The 21,390-nt window shown below is 52.7% G+C and carries 5 protein-coding genes; all 5 read right to left on the bottom strand.

Annotation, left to right across the window (positions count from 1 at the left end):
- Window positions 1–13: 13 nt before the first annotated feature.
- From LG323_RS08750 to LG323_RS08730, 5 genes are read right to left on the bottom strand one after another with little or no spacing between them, the layout of a single operon-like run.
- Complete coding sequence (locus LG323_RS08750) at window positions 14–754, bottom strand: PP2C family protein-serine/threonine phosphatase (protein WP_404414981.1); 741 nt, start codon at window positions 752–754, stop codon at window positions 14–16.
- A 14-nt stretch (window positions 755–768) separates the two neighbouring features.
- Entirely contained in the window at window positions 769–1,680 is a 912-nt protein-coding gene (locus LG323_RS08745; protein WP_404414978.1) for an adenylate/guanylate cyclase domain-containing protein, read from the bottom strand.
- Between the two features lie 30 nt (window positions 1,681–1,710).
- Complete coding sequence (locus LG323_RS08740) at window positions 1,711–2,343, bottom strand: hypothetical protein (RefSeq protein WP_404414975.1); 633 nt, start codon at window positions 2,341–2,343, stop codon at window positions 1,711–1,713.
- A gap of 1 nt (window position 2,344) precedes the next feature.
- A complete protein-coding gene (locus LG323_RS08735) occupies window positions 2,345–19,369 on the bottom strand; it encodes a filamentous hemagglutinin N-terminal domain-containing protein (RefSeq protein WP_404414972.1) in 17,025 nt (5,674 codons plus the stop codon).
- The gene (locus tag LG323_RS08730) at window positions 19,320–21,170 is read right to left on the bottom strand and encodes a ShlB/FhaC/HecB family hemolysin secretion/activation protein (protein ID WP_404414970.1); all 1,851 of its coding nucleotides are present in this window, start codon (window positions 21,168–21,170) and stop codon (window positions 19,320–19,322) included. Before LG323_RS08730 ends, LG323_RS08735 begins: the two co-directional genes overlap by 50 nt.
- Between the last annotated feature and the right edge of the window lie 220 nt (window positions 21,171–21,390).

The raw sequence follows: 21,390 nt of genomic DNA, 5'->3' as shown, positions 1-21,390 counted from the left end.
GAAGTATCTGCCCCTAATTGATATCGATGACAACAGCCGTGACGTTGTCTTTGGCGCCCCGTTCAAGCGTGAGGTCGATCAGTTGCTGGCAGGCTTCATCAGCCGTACCCTTCTTGAGTAGATCGCTTATTTCAGAGTCTTCCAGGTGACGGGTTAAGCCATCACTGCATAGCAAATAGCGGTCATTACTGCTGAGTTCGCAGAGATCCGCCTCCAGAAACAGGTCTTCATGGCTGCCGACCGCCCGCGTAATGATGTGCCGATCAGGATGAGACCGGGCTTCTTCACGGGAGATGATGCCCTGGCGAATATAGGTTTCAACCTGGGAGTGGTCGGCACTCAGTTGGGTCAGTTGGCCGTGGCGTAAGCGATAGATACGGCTGTCTCCGGCCCAGAGAAGGGCTCCCATGCGGGCATTTTCGATGATGAACAAGGCCAGAGTGCTGCCAATAATGTGTTTTTTGCCGTCTTCTTTGGTGCTGCGGTGCAAAAGGTGGTCATTGACCTGATCCAGAGCATCTTCAATCCGGTCCAGGCGTTCCGCAAGACTGCCTTCCATGGGGGTGGTGCGCAGGCTTTCCACGATCATGCGACTGGCAACATCACCGGCATCATGGCCACCCATGCCATCTGCCACGACCCAAAGCCCATCTTCACAGCGATCCAGAAAGGCGTCTTCATTGACAGGACGTACATGCCCCCGGTGGGTTTTGCCACTGGAGGTGGCCAGGGCGTTAAGGGTTTCTGCAGTCATTTTCCCATTCCTTTTCAGTTGTTCGCATAGGAGTAGCTGACCAGGTCTTGTGGGTTATCGTTAAACGCACGACCCAGACTGATTTTTCCTTCCCCGATCAGAGGGACTTCTTCACGACGAACAAAGGCTTCACTGCCATCAGCCTGCTGAACATAGGTGCCATTGGTGCTCTGGTCGATCAGAAAGAATTTGTCGCGGCGCAGTTCAATTTTGATGTGCTGGCGCGAAGCCAGGCTTTCCTTGACCGGCAGGTCGCAGGTGGCACTGCGCCCCAGAACAGCAAATTCACGTTCGTTGTTCAGAACGATTTCTGCATCCTTGTATTTCAGGGTAAGTTCCGCTGCTTCCCCAATACTGGCGATGGCATTGGGAATGTCAGCCGACATCTGGGTGGCATCGTCTTCCTTCCATTCGAATTTGACAATTTCCACGGTGCCTTTGCCCTTGATGGGGGCGTAGTCAACGAACTTGATGTCTTCCTGAAGGGCCGCATTCAAAAGCTTGGAGGTTTCACTGGTGGTGATGATCTGGTCGGCCTGAGCCTGGGAGGCCATCCGGGCGGAGACGTTGACAGCATCACCATGAACATCCCCGTCTTCCATGATCGCCGGGCCATAATGAAAGCCGATGCGAATCTGCACGGGCACTTCGGCAAAGCCTTCGTCATTGGCGTCTTCCAGGTTTTCCTGCATATCCACACCAGCTTTCAGTGCAGCCTCGGCATCGGGGAAGGTACACATGATTTCATCACCGATGGTTTTGATGACGGTGCCGTTAAAGCGTTTGACGGATTCCGCCAGCAGGGTCAGGGTATCAGCAATCACCTTGCGGGCTGCTTCATCACCAAGCCGGTCGTAGAGCTTGGTACTGCCGCAAATGTCGGCAAACATGATGGACATTTTTTTGGTTTTGGTAAAAAGAGCCATAGTGTTCGTCACCTTTTGTCATTGGGGCCATTATTCAATGGGTAGTGGCTTGTGAGCATCTTCAAACAGGTTCAAAGTAATGTGTTCATTGGGGTAAGGAACGTCCGGTCCCAGATCAAAATCATCAAAGACAAACTGGTCTGCCCAGTTGCCTTCCAGTTCATCCCTGTCGATACGTGCTGCCACTTGAGTAAAGTCGTTTTGCAGCTGGTTGTATCCGGTTTGTGTTTTCTGCAACTGCCCAAGCAGCTCATCATACTCTGCTTCTTCGCTTTCCAATCTCCCTATAATGAGTTGGATTTCTTTTTGTAAGCGTTCAAGTTCCTGTTCTGTGAAAGCAGTCACACAATGCGGCTCATCTTCGCAGGCGGCCAGAGTAATTTCCAGGCCTGCCTGGAGGTCATTTAGCATACGCATCTCTTCACGCAGTTCTTCCGGGGAAAGCTCTTCCAGGTTGGCTTGCAGAAGCTTCAGCTCTTCCTCTTCAGTATCTTCTTTATCTTCACTCTCATCCTTGTCATCTTCTTGACTGGCTGGTATCAGGTCAGCATCAAGGGGCTCACCGGTTAAGGTCAGCTCGTCCTGGGGGTTGTTGGTCTGAGCGCTACATCCACTGAGCACCAGCAGGACACACAGCAAGATTGGATAGAGTCCCTGCCTCACCTTATTCTCCATCCAGCATTCTTTCGATCAGAGCCTCTGTCCTGGCGGCTGCTTTCATGGTGCTTTCGATAATTTGCTCCAGGCGCTCTTCAGTCAAATCCATGCCCGTGCGCTGGGCAAACATCTCCCGGCGTTCTTCATTGAATTGCAGGCTTTCCAGGAATTGCACCCGAGTATAGATGGTTTCGATAATGGCCACTTCGCGTTCTATGGCTTCCATGTCAATTTCATCTTCACCACCCAGTTCATCGGCAAGCTGATCTTCAAAGCCTGTGAAATCCTGAAGATCATCGCGGTATGCCATGAACTCTTCCTGTTGAGAGCGATAGTCAGCCAATAGCTCTTCAAGCTGGCGACGACGCTCAGGGTCATCGGTGGTCTCCAGTTCTGCTTCCAACTGCTGGATACGCATGCCTAGTTGATCCAGAGTCACTTCGAGCTCTTCCATGGTCACATTGGGCGTACAGCCTTCAACTTCTTCGCACTGGGCAAAGTCCAGAGCAACCCCCTCACCCAGACGGCCAAAGAGGGTGAGGTCCTCCTCAAACAAGGCCAGGTCAATAACCTCAATGGCACGCACCCCAAGAACCGCCGCGGCCGGATTGGCAAAATTGACGGAAACACTGACCAATTCCAGGCCCAGGCTATTGGTGATAAAGGCCTCGGTATTAGTAGACAATTCCACACCCCGTGCTGTGGAAGCCTGACTGGGTTGAGAAGTGTCCTGACGTTCTGCGCTGACCGCCAGTTCAAAATCTCCACCATTAAAATCAAGAACAAGGTTGTCCGAATTGACTATACCGCTGGCAGCGATGATCCGGCCGCTGTCAGCAGTAACGGTGCGTTGGCCATTAACAACCAGATCGCCCAGCCCGGTCAGACTGTTGCTGGTGTTGCTGCGGTCGCCTACTGAAATGAAGCTGACACTTTGCTGGCTGGTGATGTCACTGTTCAGCTCAATATCACTGGCCAGAAAGATCAGATCGCTACCCACATCGACTGCATCATTGATTATCAGGCGGTTGGTATTGACGGTGGTATCAGTATTGCCATTTAAAGGCAGACTGGCCGGACTCAATTCACCACCAATTACCAGAATGCCGTTGTGAGCGCTAAGGTCAGGAAGAACGAGGTCACTGCTGCCCAGAGTCAGGGTGTTGCCAGCAGCAGGTGATGATATGGTCAGAGAGCCACTGCCCGTTACCCGTCCCTGAGTCAGCATTTTCCCGGCGGTGTAATCCCAGGTGGAATTAAAGCCATTCATCTGGAGCTCACCCTGATAGCTACCATCAGAAGTGAAGGTATTGGTGTTGCTGCCACTGATCAAACGAGTAAATCCATTGAAGCTATATGAGTTGATTGTACCGCCAGTTGCAGATGTCAGATCCCATTGGGTAGCCGAAGAAGCTGAACCCTGTAAAGTATCACCGTTACCCACAAGAGTTTCAATGTTGGTGAACCCGGAATCCAATGTCAGAGTAGTGGAGCTGCTGGTACCTGAAACATCGTAGGTGTCGTTATCTGCGCCCCCATCTACTAAGCCATTCACTTTTCCACTGCCCTGAAGTTCAATGGAATCGTCCCCTGCGCCGGCATTGATGTTACCGTTGTAGGTGTTAGTGACAGTGTAGGAGTCTGTAGTATCTCCACCATTCAGATGAGCAAAGTCAGAGAAGGTTGCAGTATTACCACCACCTCCGAGAGTGAAAGCTGAATTAGATACGGTGCCACTATAGCTGCCTGTTACCTGCCAAGTATTGGAAGAATTGGTTAGGCCCTGTAGATATTCATAACCGCTGCCTTTCAGCAAAATGTTGGTGGCTTCTAAACTCAAATTATTTAGGTTCAGAGTGACACCGGTTGCAGTGCCCGTGCCAACTTGAAGGGTTAGTGTGCCATTATCACTGGCTAAAGTGCGGTTGCTTGATGTTTCAAAGCCACTGTGTTCATAGAGGGTTAAGTCTTGTTTAGTATAAAGGTTGCCATTTATATCAAGGGTGTTAGCTTCCAAATAAATCGATTCGATTGAGTCGGAAAAATCAGCTGAACCCTGAGTACCAATTTCCAGGTTATTGTTAGCGGTTGCCTTGAAGTGGGTTGCTTTTATTGCATCATTTAGCACTATGGAGCCAGAAGTGGTATTTAGATCCAGAGCGTAATAGGTGGCTGCCCCATCACTGGCGGTGAGGGTGCCATTAAACGTCTGGTTGCCATTGCTGCTGGAAATTTTGGCATCAGCAGTTTGCATGGCTAAATTGGACTCCACCAGCAGATCGTTTTCAACACTGATGTTGCCTGTGCTGACGACACTGCCGGTTCCGGCATTTAGAGTCAGCTTGCCGGTGCTGGTGTAACCGCCTTCCAATGTGATGGTGTTGCCATCCCCCGTCACAGCACTCAGATCAAAAGTCGGGCCGTGCAGTTGGTGCAGTAAGATGTCCGCAGCATGGCTGGCCTGGCCGATCCGTACGTCACTGGCTTGAATGTCGATGTCCGATGTCAGGGTGTAAACAGCATCCGCTGCATCCGCCCCTGAGGTATCAAAGCCAACATAGATGCGCTTGCTGGTATCCTGAGCTGTCAGAGAAGCCGTGCCGGAGGTGGTTCCCGCATTAACAGCCAGGGTTCCGGCCGCAGTGAAAGAGTTGGTTGCCAGAGTTACATTGCCTGTAGAACCATCAGCATTCAGTGCCGTGCCGGTTGCAAACGCCAGAGATGCAGTAGTCAGGCTGATATCCCCGGCGGTGATCTGGCTATCCTGTTTGAACTCAGCATCTCCGTCAGCCGACAGTGTAAAATCACCGCTGCCCAGATTGATGTGCTGAGAGTCTGCGAGGGCAAAGTCCCCCGTCATATCCAGAGTCAGATTGTGATCATTACCATCAACACGGTTGAGTGCAATACTGCTGTCCGTACCTTGGGCGTCCAGAACAGCATTATCCAGAAGCGTGATGCTGCCCTGATAAGTCTGGCTGCCGTTGGTGGTGACATTGCCATTCAGCTTGATCGCACCTGAGCCGGAATTGAAGGTCAGGCCATAACCCAAATTCAGGGCATTGATCTGCAAATCACCCTGATGACTGTCTTGCCCGATCAGTACCTGATCGGCAGTGAGGTTTGCAGACCCTAGATTGAATACGGAAACATTACCACTCAGCGAATGGGCTGTATCACTGCCATCATGGACAAGCAGGTGGTTGCTTGAAGTCAGGGAAGACAGCAAGACACTGCCATCACCGTTTGTGGTCAAGGAGCTGCCTGCACCCAGGGTCAGGGTGTCGGTCAGGGCAGTAATGGCATAACGGTCCTGAGCTGTATCGCCATCACCGCCCTGGGCCGATACAGTTTTATTATCAGCCAGTATTGCTTCATTAGCCTTGGCAAACACCCGCAAGGCGGTGAGGTCATCGTTCAGGTTGATAGTGCCGTTTTCAGCGATCAGATCCAGAGCGTAATAAGTGGGTGTACCTGCCCCATCACTGGCGGTGAGGGTGCCATTAAACGTCTGGTTGCCATTGCTGCTGGAAATTTTGGCATCAGCAGTTTGCATGGCTAAATTGGACTCCACCAGCAGATCGTTTTCAACACTGATGTTGCCTGTGCTGACGACACTGCCGGTTCCGGCATTTAGAGTCAGCTTGCCGGTGCTGGTGTAACCGCCTTCCAATGTGATGGTGTTGCCATCCCCCGTCACAGCACTCAGATCAAAAGTCGGGCCGTGCAGTTGGTGCAGTAAGATGTCCGCAGCATGGCTGGCCTGGCCGATCCGTACGTCACTGGCTTGAATGTCGATGTCCGATGTCAGGGTGTAAACAGCATCCGCTGCATCCGCCCCTGAGGTATCAAAGCCAACATAGATGCGCTTGCTGGTATCCTGAGCTGTCAGAGAAGCCGTGCCGGAGGTGGTTCCCGCATTAACAGCCAGGGTTCCGGCCGCAGTGAAAGAGTTGGTTGCCAGAGTTACATTGCCTGTAGAACCATCAGCATTCAGTGCCGTGCCGGTTGCAAACGCCAGAGATGCAGTAGTCAGGCTGATATCCCCGGCGGTGATCTGGCTATCCTGTTTGAACTCAGCATCTCCGTCAGCCGACAGTGTAAAATCACCGCTGCCCAGATTGATGTGCTGAGAGTCTGCGAGGGCAAAGTCCCCCGTCATATCCAGAGTCAGATTGTGATCATTACCATCAACACGGTTGAGTGCAATACTGCTGTCCGTACCTTGGGCGTCCAGAACAGCATTATCCAGAAGCGTGATGCTGCCCTGATAAGTCTGGCTGCCGTTGGTGGTGACATTGCCATTCAGCTTGATCGCACCTGAGCCGGAATTGAAGGTCAGGCCATAACCCAAATTCAGGGCATTGATCTGCAAATCACCCTGATGACTGTCTTGCCCGATCAGTACCTGATCGGCAGTGAGGTTTGCAGACCCTAGATTGAATACGGAAACATTACCACTCAGCGAATGGGCTGTATCACTGCCATCATGGACAAGCAGGTGGTTGCTTGAAGTCAGGGAAGACAGCAAGACACTGCCATCACCGTTTGTGGTCAAGGAGCTGCCTGCACCCAGGGTCAGGGTGTCGGTCAGGGCAGTAATGGCATAACGGTCCTGAGCTGTATCGCCATCACCGCCCTGGGCCGATACAGTTTTATTATCAGCCAGTATTGCTTCATTAGCCTTGGCAAACACCCGCAAGGCGGTGAGGTCATCGTTCAGGTTGATAGTGCCGTTTTCAGCGATCAGATCCAGAGCGTAATAAGTGGGTGTACCTGCCCCATCACTGGCGGTGAGGGTGCCATTAAACGTCTGGTTGCCATTGCTGCTGGAAATTTTGGCATCAGCAGTTTGCATGGCTAAATTGGACTCCACCAGCAGATCGTTTTCAACACTGATGTTGCCTGTGCTGACGACACTGCCGGTTCCGGCATTTAGAGTCAGCTTGCCGGTGCTGGTGTAACCGCCTTCCAATGTGATGGTGTTGCCATCCCCCGTCACAGCACTCAGATCAAAAGTCGGGCCGTGCAGTTGGTGCAGTAAGATGTCCGCAGCATGGCTGGCCTGGCCGATCCGTACGTCACTGGCTTGAATGTCGATGTCCGATGTCAGGGTGTAAACAGCATCCGCTGCATCCGCCCCTGAGGTATCAAAGCCAACATAGATGCGCTTGCTGGTATCCTGAGCTGTCAGAGAAGCCGTGCCGGAGGTGGTTCCCGCATTAACAGCCAGGGTTCCGGCCGCAGTGAAAGAGTTGGTTGCCAGAGTTACATTGCCTGTAGAACCATCAGCATTCAGTGCCGTGCCGGTTGCAAACGCCAGAGATGCAGTAGTCAGGCTGATATCCCCGGCGGTGATCTGGCTATCCTGTTTGAACTCAGCATCTCCGTCAGCCGACAGTGTAAAATCACCGCTGCCCAGATTGATGTGCTGAGAGTCTGCGAGGGCAAAGTCCCCCGTCATATCCAGAGTCAGATTGTGATCATTACCATCAACACGGTTGAGTGCAATACTGCTGTCCGTACCTTGGGCGTCCAGAACAGCATTATCCAGAAGCGTGATGCTGCCCTGATAAGTCTGGCTGCCGTTGGTGGTGACATTGCCATTCAGCTTGATCGCACCTGAGCCGGAATTGAAGGTCAGGCCATAACCCAAATTCAGGGCATTGATCTGCAAATCACCCTGATGACTGTCTTGCCCGATCAGTACCTGATCGGCAGTGAGGTTTGCAGACCCTAGATTGAATACGGAAACATTACCACTCAGCGAATGGGCTGTATCACTGCCATCATGGACAAGCAGGTGGTTGCTTGAAGTCAGGGAAGACAGCAAGACACTGCCATCACCGTTTGTGGTCAAGGAGCTGCCTGCACCCAGGGTCAGGGTGTCGGTCAGGGCAGCAATGGCATAACGGTCCTGAGCTGTATCGCCATCACCGCCCTGGGCCGATACAGTTTTATTATCAGCCAGTATTGCTTCATTAGCCTTGGCAAACACCCGCAAGGCGGTGAGGTCATCGTTCAGGTTGATAGTGCCGTTTTCAGCGATCAGATCCAGAGCGTAATAAGTGGGTGTACCTGCCCCATCACTGGCGGTGAGGGTGCCATTAAACGTCTGGTTGCCATTGCTGCTGGAAATTTTGGCATCGGCTGTGTGCATCCGCAGGTTAGACTCCACCAGCAGATCACCCCCGACCGTGATATTGCCGCTGCTGACGACACTGCTGGTTCCGGCATTTAGAGTCAGCTTGCCGGTGCTGTCGTAGCCATCAATCAGGTTAATGGTATGGGTGTCACCGGTCACTACACCCAGATCAAAAGGCAGGTTTTGTAATTTATTCAGGGTGATATCAGCACTGTGACTGCTGCCGCCGATCTGCACCTCGCTGGCGTTGATCGTGATGTTAGGTGTCAGAGTATAAACCGCACCGGCATTGACCTCGGCAGCATTCAGGTTGGAAAAGTCAAAACCGACATAAATATGTTTGCCATTGTCCTGAGCTGCCAGGGAGGCTGTGCCGGAAGCATTGACAGCCAGACTGGCAGTGGAGGTAGCCATGGAGAAGGTATCAGTGAATAACTGAACATTACCCTTGCTGGCATCCGTGCTATCGGCCTTGAGCTGAGTGCTGTTTTCAAACGTCAGGGATGCAGCAGTCAGGCTGATATCCCCGGCGGTGATCTGGCTGCCCTGTTTGAACTCAGCGGCTCCTGCCGCATTTAAAGTAAAATCACCACCGCCCAGATTGATGTGCTGATTATCCGAGAGAATGAACCCATCATCCGAGGTGACCGAAAGACCTGTATCTGTTCCACTGGTGTTGCCCAACGTAATTGTGCCGCTACTGGTCGTCGTGAGAGTGCGGGTACCATTTGAGAGTGTAATGGTGTCAATGTAAGTTTGATCACCCGTGGTGGTGACATCACCGCCGAGACTGGCTGTGCCGGTGGCACCAAGAGAGGCCGCTTGAATATTGAAACCATTTTCCAGTGTCAAGGAGCCGCTGTCATTGACAGCCAGAGCCCCCAAGACCCCATCGGTTGCTGTACCGACATTCCCACTGAAAGCGACATTGCCAATCAGGGTCAGGCCGTTGGCTTCAGAAGCCTGGGAATCAACCGTGCCGTTAAAGGCAATGGCCTGAAGGTCACCCGCACCATTTTTAGCGGTTAGTGTGTGGGTGGTGCTGGTGCCAGCCAGAGTGACCGATCCGGTATAGGTCTGATCACCGGTGGTGGTGACATCACCGCCCAGACTGGTGGTGCCGTTCACCACCAGTGAACCCGCTTCTAGATTGGCATTGAGAACCAGATCCTGATAATCCTGAGAACCTGATGAAGTGATGTTGGCGTTAAGAGTGGCCGTACCTGCAGCAATCAGGTTGGTCAGGCCTGTAGCCTCGCCTCCCAGCTCCCAGTTGGCATTCTGCACTGTTAGGCTGTTATTACCACCGGCAAGTCCACCGTCCATCGAAATAAGCTGACCGGCATCAGCAGCCAGTGTGCGAGTGACACTGCTGCCGGTGAGCGTGACCTGGCCGCTGTAGGTCTGATCTCCGGTGGTGGTGACATCACCGCCGAGACTGGCTGTGCCGGTGGCACCAAGAGAGGCTGCTTGAATATTGAAACCATTTTCCAGTGTCAAGGAGCCGCTGTCATTGACAGCCAGAGCCCCCAAGACCCCATCGGTTGCTGTACCGACATTCCCACTGAAAGCGACATTGCCAATCAGGGTCAGGCCGTTGGCTTCAGAAGCCTGGGAATCAACCGTGCCGTTAAAGGCAATGGCCTGAAGGTCACCCGCACCATTTTTAGCGGTTAGTGTGTGGGTGGTGCTGGTGCCAGCCAGAGTGACCGATCCGGTATAGGTCTGATCACCGGTGGTGGTGACATCACCGCCCAGACTGGTGGTGCCGTTCACCACCAGTGAACCCGCTTCTAGATTGGCATTGAGAACCAGATCCTGATAATCCTGAGAACCTGATGAAGTGATGTTGGCGTTAAGAGTGGCCGTACCTGCAGCAATCAGGTTGGTCAGGCCTGTAGCCTCGCCTCCCAGCTCCCAGTTGGCATTCTGCACTGTTAGGCTGTTATTACCACCGGCAAGTCCACCGTCCATCGAAATAAGCTGACCGGCATCAGCAGCCAGTGTGCGAGTGACACTGCTGCCGGTGAGCGTGACCTGGCCGCTGTAGGTCTGATCTCCGGTGGTGGTGACATCACCGCCGAGACTGGCTGTGCCGGTGGCACCAAGAGAGGCTGCTTGAATATTGAAACCATTTTCCAGTGTCAAGGAGCCGCTGTCATTGACAGCCAGAGCCCCCAAGACCCCATCGGTTGCTGTACCGACATTCCCACTGAAAGCGACATTGCCAATCAGGGTCAGGCCGTTGGCTTCAGAAGCCTGGGAATCAACCGTGCCGTTAAAGGCAATGGCCTGAAGGTCACCCGCACCATTTTTAGCGGTTAGTGTGTGGGTGGTGCTGGTGCCAGCCAGAGTGACCGATCCGGTATAGGTCTGATCACCGGTGGTGGTGACATCACCGCCCAGACTGGTGGTGCCGTTCACCACCAGTGAACCCGCTTCTAGATTGGCATTGAGAACCAGATCCTGATAATCCTGAGAACCTGATGAAGTGATGTTGGCGTTAAGAGTGGCCGTACCTGCAGCAATCAGGTTGGTCAGGCCTGTAGCCTCGCCTCCCAGCTCCCAGTTGGCATTCTGCACTGTTAGGCTGTTATTACCACCGGCAAGTCCACCGTCCATCGAAATAAGCTGACCGGCATCAGCAGCCAGTGTGCGAGTGACACTGCTGCCGGTGAGCGTGACCTGGCCGCTGTAGGTCTGATCTCCGGTGGTGGTGACATCACCGCCGAGACTGGCTGTGCCGGTGGCACCAAGAGAGGCTGCTTGAATATTGAAACCATTTTCCAGTGTCAAGGAGCCGCTGTCATTGACAGCCAGAGCCCCCAAGACCCCATCGGTTGCTGTACCGACATTCCCACTGAAAGCGACATTGCCAATCAGGGTCAGGCCGTTGGCTTCAGAAGCCTGGGAATCAACCGTGCCGTTAAAGGCAATGGCCTGAAGGTCACCCGCACCATTTTTAGCGGTTAGTGTGTGGGTGGTGCTGGTGCCAGCCAGAGTGACCGATCCGGTATAGGTCTGATCACCGGTGGTGGTGACATCACCGCCCAGACTGGTGGTGCCGTTCACCACCAGTGAACCCGCTTCTAGATTGGCATTGAGAACCAGATCCTGATAATCCTGAGAACCTGATGAAGTGATGTTGGCGTTAAGAGTGGCCGTACCTGCAGCAATCAGGTTGGTCAGGCCTGTAGCCTCGCCTCCCAGCTCCCAGTTGGCATTCTGCACTGTTAGGCTGTTATTACCACCGGCAAGTCCACCGTCCATCGAAATAAGCTGACCGGCATCAGCAGCCAGTGTGCGAGTGACACTGCTGCCGGTGAGCGTGACCTGGCCGCTGTAGGTCTGATCTCCGGTGGTGGTGACATCACCGCCGAGACTGGCTGTGCCGGTGGCACCAAGAGAGGCTGCTTGAATATTGAAACCATTTTCCAGTGTCAAGGAGCCGCTGTCATTGACAGCCAGAGCCCCCAAGACCCCATCGGTTGCTGTACCGACATTCCCACTGAAAGCGACATTGCCAATCAGGGTCAGGCCGTTGGCTTCAGAAGCCTGGGAATCAACCGTGCCGTTAAAGGCAATGGCCTGAAGGTCACCCGCACCATTTTTAGCGGTTAGTGTGTGGGTGGTGCTGGTGCCAGCCAGAGTGACCGATCCGGTATAGGTCTGATCACCGGTGGTGGTGATATCAGCACCAAGGCTGATGGCACCTCCATTGGAGTTCAGAGTCAGATCCTTGCCGCTGTAATTTCCCGCAACAGAGATTTGATGAGTGCCTGCATTTTCCAGATCAACACTAAAACCAGTGGTCAACTCATTAAGAGTGATGTCACCTGCGTGGGTTGAGCGACCTATTTTGATGCTGTCTGCTGTTACAGCCAAACTGCCCAGATTGTAGGTGGAATCAAAAGTTCCTGTACAGGAGGCACCTGAGCAAACCAGTAGGCTATTGGACTTTGTCAAAGGAGCAAGCGTGACCTGTCCGGCGCCGGCATTGAGTGTCGAACCAGCTCCAAAAGTCAGGTTGTCAGCAAAAATTTCAATGTTGCTGTTATCTGTGACAGCCAGGGTTTTATTGTCAGCCAATTGGACTGTAGCTGTTTGCAGGCTAATACTGTTGGCTGTGATATCGCCTTTAAAATGTGTGGTTCCGGTACCAGCATCCTGAGATAGGGAGCCAGCCAGGGTCGTAGTGCCCGTGCCATTAAAATCAACATTCTCGGCTCTTTGCAGTGCCAGATCGGTTAAATCACTCAACTCACCACCAAAGGAAATATCACCCCAGGTTCCCGAGTTGGCATCCCCAGCAGTCCCTGTTGCCAGTATCAGGTTGCGTGTTGTGGTGGTGTCCACTGTGTTGATGGCCGCAAAGCTCAGATTCTGGTTATCACCCGCAGTCAGTGTTGTGTCACCGTCAGCGTGCAGTGTCAGGGTGTCTGAATAGGTTTGGTAGCCTGAAGTGGTAACACTTGCTGCATGAAGGGCAGTGGTTCCGCTTACTGATAAATCGGTGAGGCCTGTAATATTACCGTTAAAAACAGCATTGCCAGTTATCTGCAGGCTTTCACTGTTTGTTGTTGAGACTGCCCCAAGGCTGACTTGAGTGCCTGATGTGAGAGTATGAGTAGTGCTTGCACCACCGGCCAGGGTGACATCACCACCATAAGTTTGAGTTCCGGTGGTGGTGATGTTGCCTGCCAGACTGGAGGTGCCGGTGACATCCAGTGAACTTAATGAAAGCGTGTCTGTGCTGGTGGTTAGATCGCCTTGGATAACGAGATCACCCAGGTCACTGACTGTTGACTCAAAAGTAGCATGGGCATCCAAAGTCAAAGCGTAGGTTTCGCCGGTTGCTGATTGAAGAGAGTCTTTGAACGTAATGGTTTGCAGTGTTGGATCCGCGTTTTTAGCGGTTAGTGTCAGATTATCCGCGGCCAGGGTGACAGCACCTTGATAAGTTTGAGTTCCGGTGGTGGTGATGTTGCCTGCCAGACTGGAGGTGCCGGTGACATCCAGTGAACTTAATGAAAGCGTGTCTGTGCTGGTGGTTAGATCGCCTTGGATAACGAGATCACCCAGGTCACTGACTGTTGACTCAAAAGTAGCATGGGCATCCAAAGTCAAAGCGTAGGTTTCGCCGGTTGCTGATTGAAGAGAGTCTTTGAACGTAATGGTTTGCAGTGTTGGATCCGCGTTTTTAGCGGTTAGTGTCAGATTATCCGCGGCCAGGGTGACAGCACCTTGATAAGTTTGAGTTCCGGTGGTGGTGATGTTGCCTGCCAGACTGGAGGTGCCGGTGACATCCAGTGAACTTAATGAAAGCGTGTCTGTGCTGGTGGTTAGATCGCCTTGGATAACGAGATCACCCAGGTCACTGACTGTTGACTCAAAAGTAGCATGGGCATCCAAAGTCAAAGCGTAGGTTTCGCCGGTTGCTGATTGAAGAGAGTCTTTGAACGTAATGGTTTGCAGTGTTGGATCCGCGTTTTTAGCGGTTAGTGTCAGATTATCCGCAGCCAGGGTGACGCCACCGGTATAAGTCTGGTTACCAGTTGTGGTGATATTAGTTGTCAACAGTAGGTTGTTGTTATTTTCCAGATTCAGGGTGGCGGCATCAGCCAGCGTATTAACTTGTAGGTCACTGTCCTGATGAAGGATATCAAGGCTGCTGCCGTTCATATTGGCAGTCAAAGTGACGGGATCTGTTCCACTGCTTTCTGTATCCAGCCAGGCATTTTGTCCATCAGTACCAGTTAGTTGCAACTTGTTGGCTTTAACCATTAGTCGCTGAGAAGAGGTGCCCAAGTCAGCCCCGGCTTCTGCAATGATGCTGTCGCCAGTGAGCAAACCAGGTCCAGTGATATTGCCATTGGTATCGGTGGAGAGCTTCAGTTCACCGGTGCCCGCATCCAGTGCCTGATCTACATTCAAGTGGTTGCCATCCCCGCTGATATCCAGAGTAATACCGGTTGCCGTTACACCACTGATCGTAGACGCGTCCAGTTTGTCAGTTGTTCCAAGTGTTAAGGCACCCCCAGCCTGGGTGAGATCAAAAGCCCCGGTTGCTGAACCGGCCAGGGTGGTCGCTGAACCTTGAGAAGCTGCCCAGACAGTGTCGCCAGATACCAAAGTCAGGTTGGTGGCTTCAACCGTTAGGCGGTTGGTGTCATCGGTACCGATACCGGCTCCAGACTCAACAATGACATTACCACCTGTGAGTAAGCCCGATCCGGCGATATTGCCGTTAGTGCCTGTAGAAAGTTTTAGATCATCAGTGCCCGCATCCAGTGCCTGATCTACATTCAAGTGGTTGCCATCCCCGCTGACATCCAGAGTAATGCCAGCACCTGAAACCCCTGTTACGTCAGCATCTGCCAGGTTTTTAGTGGTGCCAATGGTCAGAGCACCCCCAGCCTGAGTGAGATCAAAGGCCCCGGTTGCTGAACCGGCCAGGGTGGTTGCTGAACCTTGAGAAGCTGCCCAGACAGTGTCGCCAGATACCAAAGTCAGGTTGGTGGCTTCAACCGTTAGGCGGTTGGTGTCATCGGTACCGATACCGGCTCCAGACTCAACAATGACATTACCACCTGTGAGTAAGCCCGATCCGGCGATATTGCCGTTAGTGCCTGTAGAAAGTTTTAGATCATCAGTGCCCGCATCCAGTGCCTGATCTACATTCAAGTGGTTGCCATCCCCGCTGACATCCAGAGTAATGCCAGCACCTGAAACCCCTGTTACGTCAGCATCTGCCAGGTTTTTAGTGGTGCCAATGGTCAGAGCACCCCCAGCCTGAGTGAGATCAAAGGCCCCGGTTGCTGAACCGGCCAGGGTGGTTGCTGAACCTTGAGAAGCTGCCCAGACAGTGTCGCCAGATACCAAAGTCAGGTTGGTGGCTTCAACCGTTAGGCGGTTGGTGTCATCGGTACCGATACCGGCTCCAGACTCAACAATGACATTACCACCTGTGAGTAAGCCCGATCCGGCGATATTGCCGTTAGTGCCTGTAGAAAGTTTTAGATCATCAGTGCCCGCATCCAGTGCCTGATCTACATTCAAGTGGTTGCCATCCCCGCTGACATCCAGAGTAATGCCAGCACCTGAAACCCCTGTTACGTCAGCATCTGCCAGGTTTTTAGTGGTGCCAATGGTCAGAGCACCCCCGGCCTGATTGAGATCAAAGGTCCCGGTTGCTGAACCGGCCAGGGTGGTGGCTGAATTTTGCGAAGCAGCCCAGACATTGCCGCCCGCAGCAATCAAAGTCAGGTTGGTGGCTTCAACCGTCAGGCGGTTGTCAGTATCGGTGCCGATACCGGCTCCAGACTCAACAATGACATTACTACCCGTGAGTAAGCCCGATCCGGTGATATTGCCATTGGTGTCGGTGGAGAGCTTCAGATCACCGGTACCCGCATCCAGTGCCTGATCTACATTCAAGTGGTTGCTATCCCCAGTGATACCAATGGTGATATTGTCGGCGGCCAGCCCATTGATATTACCAAGAGTTCCACCTGCATCAAGCGTATCAACAGTGAGTTCTGCATTATTTTTTAGATTGAAATCACCAATGCTGTTTGCATCGTCCTCATGCCGGCCTGCCAGACGACCAATACTATTGCTGCTACTACCTAAGTTAACGCTTCGATTGGTTCCGTTACCTGCAAGGATAATCAACAGCGAAGAAGCAGTGATGCCGCCATGACCACCATCTTGGTTGATAGCATTGACATCATTTGTGCCACTGGTTGCCTCCATACGTAATCCACCATTGTTGGTGGATATTTCACCTTCTAGCAGCTCAAAAGATGAGGCTTTTAAAGTGATAGTGCCTGTATCGTGGCTATTGGTGATATTGCCGTTGGTGTTAGTGGTCAGGACACCTGATGATTCAATGCTGATATTTCCATTGTTGACAGTAAGAGCCTGGTCAAGAGCCATGCCTCCGGTGATATTCATGATGACATCTTGAGCTGTGATGCCATCTGTACCATCGACTGTATCCACCGTTAGATCAGAGTTGTTAGTGAAGTCGAGGTTGCCGCCAGTGATTGAGGCAGCAAGAGTTCCAATCGTATTGGCAGTATCATCCAGTGTTGCATTGCCAGCAGTAGTAACCACTTTCAGTTGATCAGCAATCAGGCCATCGTGGTCAGCGTGCTGGTTGATGCTGGCAGCATTTAGGGTGATTAAGCTGACACTGCCATCCGCGTCAACAGCAGTGATACTGCCATCATTCAGGTTGAGGGCACCTGTGCCAGTGAGGGAAATATTGCCATCGGTGGTGCTCAAGTTGGAAGCTAAGGTTAGGTTGGCCCCAGACAGGCTGATGTCACCTGCTGTAGTTGAGCTGATAGTGCCATTGGCTGTGGTTGCAATATCACCCGTTGCAGTGAGGCTGATAGCACCACTGATATCTATTGCTTCATTGATGGCCAAGTCAGTTGAAGCTTCTGTTGTTTCCAGAGTGACCGATGATGAATTGGTGATGCCTGTTTTTGTTGTACCATCGACTGTGACAGAATCCACCGACAGGTGGCCTTGGCTCTGAACAAGATCAAAGCCATTGGTGGCGGAACCTGCAACCTTAGTGGTGTCGGTACTGCTGGTTGCTTTGCTATCAATCCAGGCTTCATTACCACCGGTGACAATCAGGTTGTTGGTATTTGTAGTGATCGGGGTGGCTGAAGCGCCAATGTTGCTACCCGCTTCCAGCAGGATGCTGCTGCCCGTTAAAGTTGAGGAGCCGGTAATCTGGTCATCAGTGACAATACTCATGGCAGTATTATCAGCACCGAAAGCACGCTCTAAACTAATACTGCCTGTAGAACGCAATACAAGGTTGTTTTGATTGCTGGTTGAAAAGTTTGTATTGCCAAGAATGTTGATGCCATCAGTTGTCAGGGTGCTGCCACCAGCCGTTACTGCTTCACCGAGTGTCAAGGTACCAGAGGTGGAAAGTCGGCCTAATTCAGCGGCGTCTAGCTGAGACTGATTGTTACTTAGTGCTAGTGTTGAGTTCTGGGTTCTGGCCAGGTTGATGTTGCCCGCTCCGGCATTCACACTCTGGTTAATGGCAAAATCATCTGCTATCAGCGTGATGTTACCACCATTACTGGTGAGACCGGTTCCAGCAATAGTTAGAGTACCTGCGCCATTGGAGCCGGTAGTGTCGCCAGAGTGATGAGGCGAATCCGCCTCCAGGTGGATGTGACCACCCTGGGTTGTAATGCCACCCTGGATATCAATGTTGTTGCCTGCTTGCAGAGTAATGCCAGTGCCAGCATCTGTAATATTGATTCCCGCTGCAGCGTCTTGGGTGATGTTATTGGTAGCTTGCAAAATGACATCGGCTGTTTGGCTGTTGATGGTGCTTGCTTTAATGCTGTAAGTGGTGCCTGGGTCTTCGCCAAAGTTCAGAGGCAGGCCATTGCCAACTTCTTCCGTTACAGAGTCATCAGTAATATTAATATCCTCAGGATCCAGCAACAGCGTCCCTGTCTTGCCTTCAGGCGCTCTCAGGTCAGCATTACCCGAATAAGCCAGGTTGTTTTTGCCGGAAACTTCAGCAAAGCCACCATCACCGCCGTTTTCGCCGCCCCGGGCGCTCAGGGTGCCGGAAAAGCGGGTCCAGTCGTCGGCCCAGGTGATGATGCGTCCACCATCACCGTTGTCTGTGGCATCAGCGTTCAGGTTGACACCGCTGGTGACCACGACCTTGTCGGCATTGGGAATGTCAGGGTTTTTGCCCTGGTAGTCACCGCCGACCAGGATTTCACCGCCACTGGTGGCACCGCTGGCGTCCACCTTGGTGGTGCCGGACAGGCCGATGTTTTCACCGAGCAGGTGAATCTGCCCGCCTTGGCGGTGTTCTGAAGAGGCATCCAGGCGGCTGTCATCACTGACCAGTAAAGTGGAGTCTTTGGCTTCAAGGGTGATCTGGCCACCATCGCTGTTGGCATCCTGGGCTGAAGCATCGATTTGACCTGTGTTGACGACTGAGCTATCACTGCCGCCGCTACCAATCAGGCGAATCTCGCCGCCGCTGTTGTCGATGCGTCCAGCCTTGACGATGCCTTCATTGTTGACCACCTGGGAGAAGATGTCCTGTGCCACCCGGCCATCCATGACGATGCTGCCGCCGTTGGCTTCCAGAGTGCCACTGTTGGCAATGGCGGCGTCCAGACCTTCAACCTTGTCCAGCAGCTCCTTGTCCACAGCAAAACGCATCAGGCCGTCACCATCAAAATCCACGGTGATGCGTTCACCCACGGCCAGGTTGATGCGTCCGGCCTGGGCATAAATCTCGCCGGAGTTTTCCACACTGCTGCCCAGCAGGGTCACACTGCCCCCGGTGGCTGCATTGATGGTGCCGTGATTCACGACCCGCCCGTTTTTATCCTGTTCACGCTGAAATTTCAGGTAACCGTCCATGAAGTCATCCACGGACAGGCTATGGCCGGAGGCAATCAGGGAGCCGACATTGAGGGTGGCGGTATCACCAAAGTAAAGACCGTTGGGGTTCACCAGCACCACATTACCGTTGGCATTGATCTGCCCACGGATCACGCTGGCATTGGCATCCAGAATCTGGTTGAGGACAAAGGCACTGGAGGAGGGCTGGTTGAAATTAACCTTTTCACCCTCTTGGATATTGAAGCTGTCCCATTCGACAGCCAGCCGACTGGAGTTCTGTTTGATGTTGGTGGTGCTGCCATCGGGATTGCTGATGTCACCATCACCTGCAACTATTTTCCCCCCTGACGGACCAGCGAGCGCAGGTGCTCCCCCCAGGGCCAGCAAAGCAACGGCCAGGGCAGAGGGTGCAAAGCGCCTCACTTCAGAAATGATAGGCGATGTCGAACCAGACTTGCGTGCTTTCTTCGTCATCGGGGTCACTTTCATCTGTTACCGGAACCGCCACCTGCAGTCTTGAGCTGAGCTGGTTGGGCAGGTTGAACCTGGTGCCTATTCCCACGCTGCTCAACTGATAATAACCTTGAGGCTCATTGGGAAAGGGGTCGTTCTTTTCGCCATAGGCGTGATCATAAAAAATTGAGAACTGCAGCAAATCCTGCCAGCGCCATTCCTCATAAGCCTGAATATCACCGATGAAAGGAGCCTGCAGAATATACTCTAAGGATAGCAGAGCTCCAGAATCATACATGGTCCAGGAAGAAGGAAAACCGCGCAGGTGGTCAGCACCCCCCACAGCATATTGTTCCATGGGCACCAGAAGGTCCGGTGAATACTGAACTTCGGTGCGAAATAAAAGGGATGAATTGCTGGTCAGGTTCTGGAGTCGCGAATAAAAAGCCAGGATCTTGGTGAACTGGCCTTCGGCATAGGGCAGGGTGTCACCCTCGCGAGTTCCTGCCTGGCGGCTGGGGCGTTCACCTCTGTCCAATTCATAGGAACTGGCTGTATCGCCCATGGCACCGAAAAGATCATTGATCCCCTGGTTGAGTTCAAGCCCGGCGTAATTCAAACCACTGAAGCGGGTGTCAACCGAATCGTAACTGAGTCCCAGCTTGAAAACAGTTAAGCGGTCTCTGTTGGCAGGCTCGGAACTCCGCTCCGTAATGGCTTCACGCAGGCGCAGCTCCAGACGTGTGGAAAAGTTGCGCTCACGGCTGCGGATCCAGATGCGCTCAGCAAACAGGCCTGCTTGGCTGGAGCTGCCGGAGATTTCAAGATCAGCAAATTCGCCCCCTACTTCAAAAGTATTGTGGCTGAGGTTGGCTCCGGCCTGGTAAAGACGGTTGAGAATAATCTGGTAGTCCAGCGCAAGAAACTGGTTGTTGTTGGGCTGAAAACCCTGCTGCAGAGTGGTGGTCAAACGGTCGGCATTGCCGGTGACATTGTTCCAGTGGAAGGTGCCGCGAGTGCGGTATTCCCCCGTGGTATCACTGCCGTGATTATCGAGACGCAAATCCAGATTGAAGCGCTCTTCATTGGGAACGCGAACCAGCAGGTCGGCCTCACCCACCTCCTTGCCGGGCTGAAACATCCCGAAAGCAGCCAGACCGGGGTAATCGGTCAGAATCAACAAGCCAGATTCAGCCTCCATCTGGCTGACGGGCTTTCCCTGCAGGTCACTGAAAGCTCGGGCCAGGGTCGAGGTTGCATAGAGTTGGTTGCCATCACCCAGCACCTGCCCCAGTTTGCCTTCAATCACCTGAATGGCAACGACGCCGTCATCAACGGTTTGTACCGGAATCACGCCTTTGGCGAGGATCAGTCCCCGGCTGCGGTAGTAATTGGTGACCTTGTCTGCAACCTGCTCCAGCTGACCGATGGTGAAGCCGGAGGGTCTTTCCTGGCGGGCCTCTTCCAGAAGTTCGGCAACTTCCTGCAAATCAATATCATATTGCGGGAGGTTGCGAGCATTCAGTAATTCAAAGCGAGTCACTTCCACCCGCTCACCGGCATCCTCGGCAAAGGGACGTTCAACCAGAGGTGGAATTTCCAGAACCTTGGCAGGTGGCTGGGGTGGTATGCGTTGGGGTTGTGCATCCGGACGTATTGCGCCGGGAACCAACTGGCTGGGCACTTCGGTTTGCTCCTGTGCCCAAGTCAGGGGAACCACCAGGATCAGGCAGCCTGGAAGCCAGATCAATACCAGCCACTGCCTTATAGCTACGAAGCTAAAAGCAATGAACTGATTCCCCTGGTTGATGTTCGGACTCATCCCGGCTGACTCTCTTGGCTGCAGGTTAACCCTATGATTTTTATTGAGTTAGGTAGCAAGCAGGTTAATTAGGGTTAAATCTCTGTTAATTTGTCGCTTTATGTTAGCACCAGGCTTTACGCTCGGGCAAGATAAAAACCGGATGAAATAACCGGACTTAGTATCGGGTCACATTTTCCAGTTTTTTATGGGGTATTTATTCAAACAACTGTTTGGAAAG

The organism is Marinospirillum sp. (assembly GCF_044810985.1).
Taxonomy (GTDB): Bacteria; Pseudomonadota; Gammaproteobacteria; order Pseudomonadales; family Halomonadaceae; genus Marinospirillum.
The sequence above is the reverse complement of the archived record's forward strand: the minus strand, read 5'-3'. Positions and strand labels throughout refer to the sequence as shown.